The following is a 15,512-nucleotide window of genomic DNA, read 5'->3' as shown; positions in this document are numbered from 1 at the left end:
AGCGGATCATAGAAGAAAGCCCTTAATCAAAGAACACCTTGCAAACACAACAAGTAAAACACTTTACCTTTCTCATCACGCTCATCGCGGCGTTGGGAGGCTTTCTGTTCGGGTTCGATATGGCCGTTGTGAGCGGGATCATAGAGCCGGTCAGGACGCAGTATGGCTTGTCGGCCGCGGAAGAGGGGCTGTTTGTTTCGTTCGCTTTGCTGGGCTGCATTATCGGGGTTGCATTCTCGGGTTACCTGGCCGACAAAATAGGCCGGAAAAAAGTCCTGTTTGTAGCGGCCCTGCTCTTTTTGGTAAGTGCCATAGGGTTTTCATTTTCAAATACTTATACTATCCTCATTATATTCCGCATCATGGCCGGTGCGGGTGTCGGCGTGGCTTCCAATGTGTCGCCGCTCTACATTTCTGAAATAGCGCCCGCGCCGAAACGTGGCGGGCTGGTTACATTCTACCAACTGGCTATCACCATAGGCGTGCTGGCGGCGTACATCAGCAACTTGTTCCTGCACAGGTACTCGCTAGCACATGCAGGCACGGGAAGCGGCGTTTTGCATTGGCTGTTTGTGGAAGAGGTGTGGCGCGGGATGTTTTTTGTGAGCGTGATCCCGGCGGCGGTGTTTTGTGTGTTGCTCGTGAGGGTGCCGGAAAGCCCGCGCTGGCTCGCCAAACACAACAGGAACGAGGAGGCGCTCGGGATACTGGTCAAAATAAATGGGGAGGATGAGGCCCGTACGGAATTCGGGGCAATAAAGGAAGCCTTCGCACAAAGAGAGGGGGGCGTCAAGGAGATAATACAATATCCGTTGCGCGGCTTGCTGGTAATGACGATGATCCTCACTGCCCTTTCGCAGTTCAGTGGGATCAACGGCGTGGTATTCTACGGCCCGACGATTCTTCGGTCCGCCGGTATCGTGATCGGCGACGTGCTGTTGTACCAGGTGATGCTGGGTCTGGCGAGCATGGTGTTCACGCTGATAGCCATCTGGAAGGTCGATACGCTAGGGCGAAGGTCGTTATACCTGATGGGCTCGGCCGGGGCGGCGGTATCGCTTGCATTAACCGGCCTGTGTTTCGCCTACGGCATAAATGGGTGGGGGATGCTGATGTGCATCATGCTGTTCCTGCTTTTTTTCGCCTTCTCGCTCGGGCCGTTGAAGTTTGTCATTGCTACGGAAGTATTTCCAAATCATATCAGGGGAACCGCATTGTCCATCTGCATTATGACGATGTGGGTGTCGGACTGGATCGTAAACCTGCTCTTCCCGCTCATGCGCGACGGGCTGGGAGTGGCCAATACATTTTTCGTTTTCTCCTTCTTCTGCGTTTGCTCGTACGTGTACGCGAAGCGGAACCTGTTTGAAACGAAAGGAAAGCGGCTGGAAGAAATAGAACAGTTCCTGAGTTCGGAGACTGTGAAAGGCGAAGTAAAGATTGGTTGATTGTGTAAAAAATTGCAAATGAAAAAGAAGTTCTTGTACCTGGGGGTACTATCCGGCGCCGTTGCTTTTCTGGCGGTTTCTTGTTTCAAAAAGAACGGCGTGTTACAGTCTCAGTCGGGTAGTGAAGCTGTGAGTTATAATTTCGACATCCGGCCGATTTTGTCCGATAAATGTTTCGCATGCCATGGTCCCGATTCCAAAAAAAGGGAGGCTGGCCTACGGCTCGACCTGGCCGAAAGCGCCTATGCCAAGCTGAAAGACGGAAAAGGCGTGGCGATTTTCCCGGGCAAGCCGGAGCAGTCGGAGGTATACCGGAGGATTACTTCGGCGGACCCGTCTTACCAGATGCCGACGCCCGAGTCGCACCTGGGTTTGCTGAATGAAAATGAAATAGGGTTGGTGAAGAAATGGATCGAGGAAGGGGCCAAGTACGAGCGGCACTGGGCTTTCACCACACCGGTATTGCCGGCAGTGCCCGAAGTTTCCAAAGAAGACTGGCCCAAAAACGAAATAGACAATTTCGTACTGCGGAAAATGGAGGGGGCCGGATTGGCACCGAACGACGAAGCCGCTAAAAGCTATTTGTTGAAAAGGGTAGCGCTGGACCTTACGGGCCTGCCGCCGACCGTGGAAATGCAAAAGCAGTTCGAGGCCGACAAAAGCGACAAGGCTTACGAAAAAGTAGTGGACCAGCTGTTGGCGCAAAAAACCTACGGCGAGAAAATGGCCGTTCACTGGCTGGATGTGGCGCGTTATGCCGATTCTTACGGTTACCAGGACGACGAAGTGCGTACCCAATGGCCGTGGCGCGACTGGCTGATCAATGCATTCAACAAGAATATGAAGTACGACCAGTTCCTGATGTGGCAAATCGCGGGCGATATGCTGCCCAATGCCAATAAGGAGCAGATACTGGCCACCGCATTTTTCAGGAACCACAAATACACCGAAGAGGGTGGCGTAATCCCCGAAGAATACCGGATCGAGTACAATATCGATAAAACGAAAACTTTCAGTACCGGTGTGCTGGGGCTCACCGTCGAATGTGCGCAGTGCCATGACCACAAGTATGACCCTATTTCGCAGGAGGATTACTACCGGATGTTCGCATTCTTCAATAACTCCAAAGAGCTGGGTTTTGAAGGGGATATCTCGCAAACGAAACCTGCCAAGAATCCGATCATGACCATTTCGGATGAGGAGGCGAAGACATTACTGTCGTTCATCAACCGGCCGGATACGAGCCGCCTGATGGTGTCGGTACTGGGCGACCTCGATACGCTGCGCCCGACCCATATTCTCAACCGCGGTTCGTACGATGCACCGGGTAGGGTGGTTACCGCCTCGGCATTGCCTGCCGTGATGCGTTTCGACACCCTCAAACTACCGCAAAACCGGTTGGGACTAGCCAAATGGACCACCAGCAAAAGCAACCCGCTCACGGCCAGGGTTTTCATCAACCAGATATGGCAGGAATTTTTCGGAAGGGGCATCGTGAAAAGTACGGGGGATTTTGGCATGCAGGGCGACTTGCCCACCAATCCCGCATTGCTCGACTGGCTTGCCGTCGACTTCATGAACCACGGTTGGGACATTAAAAGGCTCGTGAAGCAGATCGTCACTTCGGCGACTTACCGGCAATCCGCGAAGGTTACCGACGAAAAATTGAAAGCCGATCCCGAAAACATTTACCTCTCTCGCGGCCCGCGCTACCGCCTGCCTGCGGAGCTCGTACGCGACATGGTGCTGTCAACCAGTGGTTTGCTGAATCCTAAAATAGGAGGCCCCAGCGTAAAACCTTACCAGCCGAAAGGCCTGTGGGAGGCTGCTACTTCGGGGCGCGGCACCCTGCGCACCTACCAGCAGGACAAAGGCGATGCATTGTACCGCAGAGGGATGTACACGTTCATCAAGCTCACCGTGCCGCCGCCGTCGATGATCATTTTCGATGCCAGCAACCGCGACCACTGTGAGGTGAAACGTTCCAAAACCAATACACCTCTGCAAGCGCTGGTGATGCTGAACGACCCGACCGTGCTCGAAGCCTCACGCGTGTTAGCCGAGCGCCTGGTCGCGAAATCGACCGACATCGAGGGTAATATCCGTTCGTCGTTCCAGGCGATCGTCTGCCGCCAGCCGACCGATAAGGAAGTAGAGCTGCTCAAAAAATATTACAATGAAGAAGCTTCCATGTTCTCGAAACAAAAAGACAATGCCGCCAAAGTTTTGAATGTAGGCGAATTCCCGCACGAGGCAAAAGCCGACAAGGTGCGCGCGGCAGCCCTGATGCGCGTGATCAACACGCTGTATAATATGGAGGAGACGATTACGAAGAGTTGAAAAATGGCTTTAAGCTATAAGCTATAAGCTGTAAGCCTTAGGCTGTAAGCTTAATTTAAGCATACCAATTGCAGCCTAAAGCCTATTGCTTACAGCCTAAAGCCAATTGCCTACAGCCTAAAGCCAATTCCCTACCGCCTAAGGCTACAAAGAACGAAATACTAAAACAAGAAGCTTACGGCCTAAGGCTTATAGCTTAAAGCAATAAAAAATATGGAAAAGCCAATATTCGATTACGGAGTCAATACTACACGGAGGCATTTTTTGTCCAAACTAAGCCTTGGCCTGGGGAGCGCGGCCCTGGGGTCGCTGCTGATACCGGATCTTTTCAAAGGCGGCGGCGGTGAACCGGACGTGAACGAGCTGATGGCCGGCCTGCCGCATTTCGCTCCGAAAGCCAAGCGGGTAATCTATTTGTTCCAAAATGGTGCCCCCTCGCAGCTCGACCTGTTCGACTATAAGCCGATGCTCAACAAAATGCATGGGCAAGACCTGCCGGAGTCGATCCGGGGTGGACAACGCCTGACGGGTATGACCGCCAACCAGGCCAAGTTTCCTTTGGCGGGCTCGATTTTTAATTTCAAACAGCACGGAAAGAGCGGTGCCTGGATGAGCGAGCTGCTCCCGCACATGGCCGGCATTGCGGACGATCTTTGTATTATCAAAACCCTTAATACCGAAGCCATTAACCACGACCCCGCGCTGACTTTCTTCCAGACGGGCGCGCAGGTAGGTAACAGGCCGAGCTTCGGTGCATGGCTGAGCTACGGATTGGGCAGTGAAAACCAGAACTTGCCGGGTTTCTGCGTGTTGCTTTCACGCGGGAAAGGCAATGGACAGGGGGTTTATTCCAAACTCTGGACCAACGGCTTCCTGGATTCGGTGCATCAGGGCGTGCAGTTCAGCAGTGGCGAAAACCCGGTGTTGTATCTCAATGACCCCGACGGAATGGACCGCACCCAGCGCCGCAAAATGCTCGATAATCTGGCCGAATTGAACCAGGGCACGTTCAACGACTTCGGCGATCCGGAAATCACCGCCAAAGTACAGCAGTATGAAATGGCGTTCCGTATGCAGACGGCCGTGCCGGAAATTACCGATATGAGCAAGGAGCCCGAATCGATCGTGAAAATGTATGGCCCGGAATGCCTTGTGCCCGGTACTTATGCTGCCAACTGCCTTCTGGCGCGGAAACTCTCCGAGCAGGGGGTGCGGTTCGTGCAGCTTTACCACCAGGGATGGGACAGCCACGGCGGGCTGCCGACAGAAATCAAAGGGCAATGTATGGATGTGGATCAGGCTTCGGCTGCATTGGTTACCGACCTCAAACAACGCGGATTACTGGACGAAACGCTCGTGATCTGGGGCGGGGAGTTCGGGCGTACCAACTACTGCCAGGGAACGCTCACCAAAGACAACTACGGCCGTGATCACCACCCGAGGGCATTCACCGTGTGGATGGCCGGCGGTGGTATCAAACCGGGCATAGTGTACGGCGAGACCGACGAGTTTGGATACAATATTGTGAAGGACCCTGTCCATGTCCACGATTTTCATGCGACTATCCTCAATCAACTGGGACTGGATCATGAAAAATTGGTGTACAAACATCAGGGCCGCCGCTATCGTCTGACGGACGTTGCCGGTAAGTTGGTGAAAGGAATTATTGCGTAAAGTACAAACCTCTAATACAGTGAGTAGAATTTTGTCGGATTGGAAAGGGTACGTCTACAACATTGCCTTTTTCCTGAATGGATTGCTCGTATTTCTGTTGTTCTTCGAAAGCCGGTTTGCCGTCCCGCAATGGATGCAGGCTTTGGGGAGAATGCACCCGCTTGTGCTGCACTTTCCGTTGGTTGTATTAATCCTTTACAGCCTGTGGGTAATGATTGTGCGGAAGCCGGATTCTCATGCCTGGAATGAAGGCCTGGCCGACAGCCTGCTGGTTATCGGTACGTTCACTGCTGCGGTAGCTGCATTCTCCGGGTTTGTGCTGTCGCACGAGGAAGGTTACGAATCGGACACATTGCTTTGGCATAAATGGCTGGGTATCGCTATTTCGCTGGCCGCGGTGGTTTGGTACGGGGCAAGGAAGTCCCTGTTGCCGTGGACAGTTGGTGCAAAAGTGGTTGCCGGGGCATTCCTGGTGCTCCTTTTTGTAGGCGGGCATTTGGGTGGAAACCTTACCCACGGTGAGGACTTCCTGATATCCCCGCTGGGGCCGTCGGCCGAACCGGTTCAGCACGTAGCCTTCGAGGAGGCCAAAGTGTACGAGCATCTGGTGAAACCGGTGATCGAGCAGAAGTGCCTTTCCTGCCATAATGAAGAAAAATCGAAGGGGGGATTGCAAATGCAGACAGAAGCCTTGCTTAAAAAAGGTGGAAAAGGCGGCATGCTCTGGGACACTACCAAGGCGGACCTGGGCTTGCTGATCAGCCGCCTGCATTTGCCGCTGGATGACAAAAAACATATGCCGCCGCGCGGTAAAGTACAGTTGACAGATGAAGAGGTGGTACTGCTTGCGGCCTGGGTCAAAAGCGGTTCGCGCTTCGATCAGCTGGTGAGTTCGCTGTCGCCGCAGAGCCCCGTGTATTCCTATGCGCAGAATGTGCTGGGCGGGGACCGCACCGAGGAGCAATACGCATTCAGTGCGGCATCGGCCGACGAGGTGAAGAAGCTGAATACCAACTATCGGCTCATCAAGCCATTGTCGGCAGGGTCTCCGGCATTGTTCGTGAACTTTTACAACAGGGCCAATTTCAAAAGTCAGGACATCGAAGGCTTGCTGCCGTTGAAAGACCAGATTGTTTCCATGGATTTGAGCAAAATGCCTGTGAAGGACGAGGACCTCAAAACCCTCGCCAAATTTCCCGAACTGCGCAGGCTGATACTGAACTTTACCGACATTACCGGTAGCAACCTAACGGAACTGAAAAAGCTGGCCAATCTGCGGGAGCTTTCGTTGAGCGGTACCGGCATTACCATGGCGCACGTCAAATCGCTCGAAGGTTTCCCGGCGCTTCGCAGAGTTTATCTTTGGAGTACGGGCATTGGCCCGCAAGACCTGGAAACTTTGAAAAAAGGCCAGAAAATTGCATTTGAAACCGGTTTCCGCAGCGATACCCTGGTAGTGGCGCTCAACCCGCCGGTAATTATCAACGAAAAGCAACTGATAGGAAAGGGGGAAACGGTCGCGATGAAGCATCAGATTGCCGGTACCGTCATCCGCTATACGCTGGATGGTTCCGAGCCCGACAGCGTCAGTTCGCCCGTTTACGAGAAGCCGATCGCAATCAACGGAAACTTAAAACTCAAAGCAAGGGCATTCAGGAAAGGATGGTACGGCAGCACACAGGTGAGCAAATTGTTTTTCAAAGAAGGCTTCCACGTCGATAGCGCGCAGCTCATTACGCCGGTAGACCAGCGGTATCATGCAAAAGGTGCCGCTTCGATCTCCGACGGCAAGGTCGGCGACACCGAGCGGGTGAGTGGTACCTGGCTCGGGTACGTCGAGAATGATTTCCAGAGTTATCTGTTTTTTAAAAAACCGGTGAAAGCCAGTGTCGTGACAGTGAGTACCTTACGGAGTTTCGGGAGCTTTATTTTTGAGCCAACAAGGATTGAAGTATGGGGCGGCGCCGATCCGAAAACTTTAAAATTATTGAAAGTGATCACCCCGGGCGTGCCGGCGAAAGACATTCCGGGTACCGAGAATATTGTGTATGAAGCCGGATTTGAGCCACAGCAACTGAGCTGCATTAAACTCGTTGCGAAACCGCTTGCAAAAATACCTGCCTGGCATTCGGGCAAAGGCAATAAAGGTTGGCTGTTTGTCGACGAAGTAATCGTAAATTAAAGGCTGTTACGGCATAGTACATGCTATTTAGTCCATTAGGTTAATCGGTGATGCATAAGTCCGCAGATCTTTGACCTGCGGGCTTTTACAATGAAAAAGGCCCGTAGCTTTTGCCACGGGCCTGATTTGTTAGCGAGCCTGTCTTTTAAGTACACAAAACTGCTTGCTGTTTCTGCCGTCAAGGTCGGTTTTGTAAAGCTTCCAGGTGTCCTTATCGAGTTCTTCGAGATGGAACTGATTTGCCGGATCGGCCAGCTGCTTTTTGACCCACCTTGGAAATGCGTTGGCAGCCCGCGCATTCTCCCATGTTCGGATAGCCTTGAAAATAGCATATTTTTCCGTGCAGGCTTCCACATCCTTCTGGTTGATTTGGAGGCTGTAAGTAGAGCCGACGCCCACGGAAATGGCCTGAATATGCTCATACTGCACCACCGTGGAACCCGCTTTGATCGGGAAGTTGCCGCCCATACCGGACGGAAAGAAATTGGCGTAGGTCACATCGCGCAGGTCCTTACCCTGGCTGGTGCTGCTGCCCCATTCCCGCGTCTCCACATCGTAAAGGTTTTTGCCCCCACCCACATTCCAGATGCTCTGGTAATGCCACGAGCCCTCCGAAAGTGTTGATCCCGTGAAGCGGATGTACGGCACGCCCAGTGCTCTGGCTTTGTCGAACATATGGTGGAAAAAACGTTTGACCGAGTAGTAGCCGTGGCCGTTGTTGAACAAAAATTCCTGGCCGTCGAAATCGTAATAGGCCAGGCCGTTTACCTTGCAAAGGGTTGCGTAGTACTCCGCGATCTGGTCCTGCAACTGCATATTGGGGATGAGTCCGTCGTAGCCGTAATTGATCGTCACTTGCAGCTTGTAAATGGTGTCGCCGGCTGCATGGCTGGCGGTAGCGGTGTTCCAGTAGCCGCGTTTCACGTTCAGCAACCGGTAGGGCGCCTCTTTGGAAATCCCCAGGTAGTAAATAAGTTCTTTGCCTATCTTGATCATATTCAGGTTCTTGCAATGGCCTTCCCAACTGGCTATCTCATCCAGGTATTTGGGATCGTTGACGAATATCAGCGTGTCGGACGCCCCGATGCTCCTGGTCAGAATGCGCTTTTGCTGGTAGCAAAGGCTGTCGCTCGGAAATAGGCTGGCATCCTGGGTACCGGGCGCGAGGGCGGTGGTAATGGGCGTGCGGCCGATGATAATACCCAGCCGGGCAGCGATTTCGGAAAGCTCCTTGTGAGATTTGTTCCCGGCCGCCATCTTCAACGGTTTTTTCTCAAAATTCTTTCCGTCGATATACCCTCCGTTACCACGGTCGGGGCGGATAAAACCCTGGTCGTAAAGGCTGATGGCCTTGAAACCCAGCTGATGCGTGTAGGAGACAGTGCTGTCGTACACGCTGCCGCTTGTGAGCACGTCGGGCGTGTAGGCGGAAGGATCTTTGACCCATTTGCCATTGAAAGTGGGGTAGGGCAAGCCTTCGGACAAAACGATATTTTGCACCACATCCAGCAGCGCTGTACTATCGGGACTGCCCCAGAATGCTACCGAGGAACCTACATAGTCGATGCCCGGCAACGGTTGCACGTCCAGGTGGTTCGGGATGTTGGCCTCCATATTGGGGATCAGGGAAAAGAATACGGTCCGCTCGGGTGCCCTGTCCCTTGAATTGTAGGCAATGGATATCCTGCCTTGTGCATCGATCTGCGCGGCGTTGCCGTACAAGATCCGGTAATAAGGTTCCTTGTGCGCGTAGAACGCTACATCGCTGATCCCGTCGCCGCCGATCGGAAACACCTGGCCTTCATGCAGGTGCGCGGGAAGCGGGAAACGCTTGTTGTCGGGGCTATGGATAATGTACTGGAAAGGCGCCGCATCGGCCACGGTTTCGGACGTGCCGCCGAGGGTGTTGTCATTAAGCGCCAGCATCCCGATGGCGTAGTTGACCGTTTCGCTGGTATCCCGTGCCACACCGATGATCTCCCCGAAAAGATTGGTGATATTGGTATGATACGCACCCCATTGCACATTGTCGATCCCGTTGCGGGGTTGCAGCGATTGCAGGGTCAGCTTGAAGTATTTTTTGTGGGGGACCAGCGAAACCGTGGCCACCGAACCATTGGTATAATGCAATGTAAATACCTGTTTGGTTTTATTAAAAATGGCTTTGGTCGGCTGGTAGTACCTGTTCTTTTGGCTGTCATACAGGGATAGCAGCGGCGACGGCTTTTCAGCGGGGCTGAACTCGCGCTGATTCGTTTTCCCCGTTGCGTTTTTCATACTCGTGATCCATCCTTTGTTGTTGATATGGATTTTGAAATAATTGGTGCTGAAATCATGCTGGGCATGGGCGAAGGATGCCAGAAAAACGGCAATGAGGGTTAGAACAACTGTTTTGGGGATCTGAAATCGCATAGCTGGGTAATGATTAATAAACACGCTTCCTGAAAGATAACCTTTATAAAAAAGCGATGATGCCTATTCTTTCAGAGTAAGCATCATCGCCCGCAGGACCTACTTAATTTTTATTCTAATGGGTTAAATGTACCGCCCCATTCCGTATTTTGCTTCAATGCGGAACTGGCTTCGAGGTTCGCCTGGCTGATCGGGTAAAACCAGTGGCTCGTATCGAGATTGAACTTGTATTGCGGGTCGCCGTCGAGGTTTTCGATGAACGCGGCCGTGAATTTCTTGCGGACGGAGGCGTCGGAAATATCATCGGTCCAGTCAATTTTTGCGCCGTCCTTCAATACAAAGTAAATGCCCTGGCGGAAGCCGGTTTTATTCACCACGTCAAATCGTTTCCAACGGCGCAAATCGCCCCACCTCTTGTTTTCAAATGCGAACTCCACGAACCGCTCCGCCATGTAGGCTTCGCGGATGCCCGCCTGCGTGGTGGCCGTAATGCCGTACCTGCCCGATGCACCCGGCGTAATGCCGGCCCGCGCGCGGATATCTTTCAATACCTGCAAGGCTTCCTCCTGCTTACCCACCTCATTGGCAGCTTCGCCGTAATGCATCAGCACCTCCGCGAACCGTATTTCCACCCAGTCGGTGGCTGCATTACCGATCACCGTGCTGGTAAGGGTATTATCAAGCCCTTTGATACAGAAGAACCCTGAAACACCGGCGCCGATCGTGACGGATTTCTGGTCGCTGGCCAGCGAAACATATTTGAAACCGCCGGGAGCGGAGGCGTCTGCGGCTTTCCTCCATGCACTCCAGTACCGGGTGCCGGTGGGGAGGTCGGGCGTGGGGTAGGGCGTGCCCCCCGTGAAAATGGTCGCGTAGAACCGGTCGTCGCGGTTGGTGACGAAGTCGGTCAGGTATTGCTCATTGTAAGCCGGGTCGGCCAGCAATTTGGCCGCGTCGAACTGCATCGGCGAGCCGTCTTTTTTGGGATAGGCATTCAGCAAAGGCAACAGGGGCTGGTTTTTGTTCGCGTCGCCCTGGGTGAGCGGCTGGGGACGGATGCCCGCCTGGTTGAAGGGATGGTCGGGATAAGAAAATTGATTGACCATGATCACCTCCTTGTTGCGCTCCTGTTTCCAGATTTGCCCGTATGCGCCCAGCAGGCCTTTTCCCTGCGCTTTCAGGAAATCGACGGCCGCTTTGTTGGCTTCGTAGGCTTGCTGCCACCGTGCCTGGTCGTTCGACGGGTTAAACATCGGGCTCGCGTACCAGAGCAGCACTTTTCCTTTGAAAGCCATGGCTGCTCCCTTATCGATCCGTCCGTAGTTGGCATTATCCCATTGCTCTGGCAATGCGGCGATAGCGGCATCGAGGTCGGCAAGAATCTGCGTCACGCATTCGGACGTTTTGCTCCGCGGTACGAAAAGACTTTCCTTATTGGCAGGGTCCTGCGGTTTCAGTATGAGTGGTACACCTCCGAATGTCGCTACCTTGCCGAAATAATCCCACGCCCGCCAGAAAAGCGCCTGGCCGGTCATTTGCTTCTTCTTCTCTTCGGAAAGTATCGCGGGCGGCACATCCGCGATTCGTGCGAGGAAAAAGTTGATCTTGTCGATATTGGTATAAACCAGGTTCTGCCCGTCGGAAGCCACGCTGATGATTCCCCGCAGGTAAGTGCCCATCGAACCGGGCGCATTCATACCCTCATCGCTGCTATTGCCGTTGACAGGCCATGACGGAATCATATTGCCGTGGATGTCCGCAAGAAATGCGGTGATCAGCTTTTCGTCATTCCAGACGTTGTCCGGGTTGATCGCATTCGTATTCTCGTAGTCGAGGTTGGGTTCACACGCCTGCGGTACCATCATAACGGCCGCAAAGAGCAATGAGAACGGAAGGTTTTTGAAATATTTTCGCATGATGAGGCCCTTTAAAATAGATCAGAATGTGACATTGACACCGAAGTTGAAGTTCCGCATGACAGGGTATGCCGTGCCGTCGCCGATTTCGGGATCGTAATACGAGAAGCCGGTGAGATTAAACAGGTTGGTTCCCGAAAAATAGAGCTTCACGCTTTCCAGTGTCTTGTTGTACAGGTGTTTAGGGATAGTGTAACCTACCGTGAGGTATTTCAGACGCATAAAACCCGCGTTTCGGTACCAGTAGTTCGACTCTGCTCCATAGGTATTGGATTGGTTGGCCGAGACCCGTTTAGGCAACGTCGCATTCGGGTTTTCGGGAGTCCAGCTGTCATCGTACCAGGCTGCATACATCCGGTTCCACTCCACTCCGCCCGCCAGATCACGGAACGACTTCTGCTGTTTCAGGCTGCCGTTGAACATCAGGTCCACGCTGAAACCCTTCCACGTACCGCCGAGGTTAAGCCCGTACACGATCGGGAAATTGCTGGCTTTGATCACCACGCGGTCGTAGGTATCGATGATCCCGTCGGGACTGCCTTGCGGGCCGCTCAGATCCTTGTAAGTCATCATGCCGAGTTCAGGGGCAATGCCGTTATAGGTATACTTCGGATGTTCGCCGTTGAACTTGTCCAGATCTGCCTGCGTACGAATGATGCGGTCGAACTGGAACCCTCTGATGACGGTCATGGATCTGCCGGTCGGGATATCAATAGGCAATGCGTTTTGCGCGTAGTCCTGCGTGACAACCTTGTTCCATCCGTACGAGGCATTCAAGGCGCCGTAGTAGCTGAATGCTTTGTGCTTTTTGTTTTCATAACCTACGCTCAGGTCGAATCCCTGTGCTTTGATCACCCCATAGTTTTCTGCCGGCAAGCTAAGGCTGAATGTCGGTGGAATGGAGAGGGTTCTCGGGCCGAGAATATCGTAAGACTTCCGTTTCCAGTACTCTATTGTCGCCGACCAGTTTTTCAGGAAGGAGACGTCGGCCGCGGCGTTGTAGGTCAATGCTTTCTCCCAGGTGAGGTTCGGGTTCACCACCGAGCCATAGGTAATACCCGTTGCTGTTTTAGGTTCTGTGCCAAAGTAAGCGGAAGTTCCCTGCTTGTAGGATTCCTGCCAGAGCCAGCTGGTCAATACCGGGCTGCCGTTCAACCAGCCTATGGCGTCGTTTCCGGTAAGTCCGGCCGACACGCGGAGTTTCAGTTGATTGATGCCGGAAGATGCCGGGAAGAATGGTTCTTTGGATACCACCCATCCCAATGAACCTGCGGGGAAGAAGCCCCACCTTCTGTCGGGCGCGAAGTTCATCGAACCGTCCTTTCGGAACGAGAAGGTAGCGAGATACTTTTCGTCGTAATCGTAATTGAACTGGCCGATGTATGACGCACGGCCATTCACGTAGTCGCTGCTTCCGCCCGCATAGTCGTCGGCACGTGCGCTGCTGGCTGCCCACCACTGGTCGGTCGTGTATACGGGGAAGGTCTCACGGCCCGCATAAATACCGCTTCCGCTGGTTTCCGCTTTCTCATACACCAGAATGCCCTGCACGTGATGAATGTTGTTGAAAGTGTTTTCATAATTGAGTTGGAGGTCAAGCTGGTAGTCCTGACCCCACGACACGTCGGTCCGCAGGTAATCCTTAGCAATGTTGGTAGAAGCCTTGGTACCGATGATGCTCGCGTCGTCGGTATGGATAATGTGCTTGTTGGCGCCGTCCCGCTTCATGATATTCATCTGATAGCTCTTCTGGAAAACCTTGCGGCGGTAGCTGCTGAAATTTTTGCTGAAAATGGCCTTCGCAGTAAGCCCCTTGATGACCGGGATGTTATAAGTTGCGTTCAGGACGACCTGCGGTCTCAGGAAGTTGCTCTTGTCGTACCCACCGTGCCCATTGACGGTCCCGCCCACGTTGGCGATCCAGCCGTAGTCGAGCAGTTTGCCGCTGTCGGTATACACCGGCTGGTCGGGTTGCCACACGAGCAATTTCCGGTAAAGCGACTGAGGGCCTTCCCAGGTAACATTCCCCTGAAGGTTGTTGCTGAGGCCCAGGCCGACGAAGAATTGCAAATCCTTGGTTGCGTCGACGGTGGTGTTCAAACGGATGTTGTATTTGTCGTAAGTCAACGGTTTCAAAAATCCGTTCTGATTCACATAAGAGGCACCCGCGAAGTATTTCACTTTTTCGGTTCCGCCGGACACATTCAGGTTATGCTGGGAAGTGGAAGGGTTACGCCACACCGATTCCAGCTGATCGTAGCCCCATCCGTTGTTGATGGTCTTGTAATGGTCGATCTCCTCCTGCGACCATGCCCAGCCAGCCGGGTCGGAATTGCCGTTGATGCGGTTGTACAGTTCGCCTGCCTGCACGGCGCTGGTCAAAGGCACATTTTTGGTGCGGGTATCGAAGCCGGTGTTGAAAGAATAGTTGAAAGATGGAACGCCCGTCTTTCCCCTTTTGGTCGTGACAAGGATGACCCCTCCGGCAGAACGCGATCCGTAAACAGCCGCCGACGCGGCATCCTTTAACACGGATATGGTTTCGATTTCGTTCGGACTCAGGTTGTTGAAATCCTCCCAGGTTCTGATAATGCCGTCGATTACATACGTTACCGGCTGCGCATTGAGTGAAGAGCCTGTTCGGATGCTGATTTGCGGGTTCGTACCGGGTATACCGTTGGGTGTGCCTATGTAGACGCCCGCGAGCTTGCCGGAGAGCAAATTACCCGTGGAGGTCGTCGGGATATTCTGCATTTCTTCGGTGACATTCATCGTAGCGACAGAGCCGGTCATCAGCGATCGTTTTTGGGAACTGTAACCGGTAACCACGAGCTCTTCCAGGGCTTTGGTATCGGTTGCGAGGGTTATGTCGATGCGTGTTTTATTCCCGACAGTCACTTCCTGCGATAAAAATCCCACGAACGAAAAAACAAGGACCGCTTCCTTGTCGGCCGCTTCTACCTTGAATTCGCCGTTCTCGTCGGTAATCGTTCCGCGTTGTGTACCCTTCACCACCACGCTCACGCCGGGTAATCCAGCGCCTTTTTCATCGGATACCTTGCCTTTGAGCACGATTTCGACTGCGGCGCCGGCTGTTTGTCCGCCCGTCGAGGCGACGAAGGAAAATTGGCTCAGCGGGCTGTCGGCCGGCTGGCCGGGGGCATCGGATACCGGTGCCTGCTGGGTTTTCTTGTCAGCTTTCAGCGGCTTTACCACGATATACCCGCCGGTTTTGGATTTCCGGTATTGCAAGCCCAGCGGTTTCAGGATCCGGGCAAGGGATTTTTCCGCATTGGCCTGAAAATCCAGCGCACTCACCGGTACTTCGTAGCCTTGTACGACGCTGTCGAAATAGAGGATATCGACTTTGTAATGGGTTTTGAAATCCTGTAATACTGATTTCAGGCTTCTGGTGGATTGCTGGGCCACGAACGGAGGTTGCCGCTGCCCGATGGCGGCGAGCAACTGCGCATGGCCGGGCGAACCGGCACCAGCGGCAGCCAGCACGAATAGAAGGGATCGTAACGGTCTTTTCATAGA

General features: G+C 53.4%; 7 protein-coding genes. 4 read left to right on the top strand and 3 right to left on the bottom strand.

Features of this window, described 5'->3' with window-relative positions; translation table 11 throughout:
• Positions 1 to 38: 38 nt before the first annotated feature.
• From J2Y43_RS00345 to J2Y43_RS00330, 4 genes are all read left to right on the top strand, one after another.
• On the top strand, positions 39 to 1,448 hold the full coding sequence (locus J2Y43_RS00345; RefSeq protein WP_309981781.1) for a sugar porter family MFS transporter: 1,410 nt from the start codon (positions 39 to 41) through the stop codon (positions 1,446 to 1,448).
• An 18-nt stretch (positions 1,449 to 1,466) separates the two neighbouring features.
• On the top strand, positions 1,467 to 3,788 hold the full coding sequence (locus J2Y43_RS00340; protein WP_309981782.1) for a PSD1 and planctomycete cytochrome C domain-containing protein: 2,322 nt from the start codon (positions 1,467 to 1,469) through the stop codon (positions 3,786 to 3,788).
• A gap of 213 nt (positions 3,789 to 4,001) precedes the next feature.
• The gene (locus J2Y43_RS00335) at positions 4,002 to 5,462 is read left to right on the top strand and encodes a DUF1501 domain-containing protein (protein ID WP_309981783.1); all 1,461 of its coding nucleotides are present in this window, start codon (positions 4,002 to 4,004) and stop codon (positions 5,460 to 5,462) included.
• Between the two features lie 19 nt (positions 5,463 to 5,481).
• Entirely contained in the window at positions 5,482 to 7,644 is a 2,163-nt protein-coding gene (locus tag J2Y43_RS00330; RefSeq protein WP_309981784.1) for an FN3 associated domain-containing protein, read from the top strand.
• 129 nt (positions 7,645 to 7,773) lie between these two features.
• On the opposite strand, the gene J2Y43_RS00325 is transcribed toward J2Y43_RS00330, so the two are convergent.
• From J2Y43_RS00325 to J2Y43_RS00315, 3 genes are all read right to left on the bottom strand, one after another.
• The gene (locus J2Y43_RS00325; protein ID WP_309981785.1) at positions 7,774 to 10,056 is read right to left on the bottom strand and encodes a hypothetical protein; all 2,283 of its coding nucleotides are present in this window, start codon (positions 10,054 to 10,056) and stop codon (positions 7,774 to 7,776) included.
• Positions 10,057 to 10,166: 110 nt separating this feature from the next.
• A complete protein-coding gene (locus J2Y43_RS00320) occupies positions 10,167 to 11,972 on the bottom strand; it encodes a RagB/SusD family nutrient uptake outer membrane protein (RefSeq protein WP_309981786.1) in 1,806 nt (601 codons plus the stop codon).
• A 21-nt stretch (positions 11,973 to 11,993) separates the two neighbouring features.
• Positions 11,994 to 15,509 (bottom strand): TonB-dependent receptor, encoded by a 3,516-nt coding sequence (locus tag J2Y43_RS00315; RefSeq protein ID WP_309981787.1) that lies wholly within the window; start codon positions 15,507 to 15,509, stop codon positions 11,994 to 11,996.
• Positions 15,510 to 15,512: the final 3 nt, after the last annotated feature.

Origin of the sequence: Dyadobacter sp. BE31, from assembly GCF_031457695.1 — a bacterium.
In the GTDB taxonomy this organism is placed as follows: domain Bacteria; phylum Bacteroidota; class Bacteroidia; order Cytophagales; family Spirosomataceae; genus Dyadobacter.
This window is presented reverse-complemented; position numbering and strand designations above follow the sequence as displayed.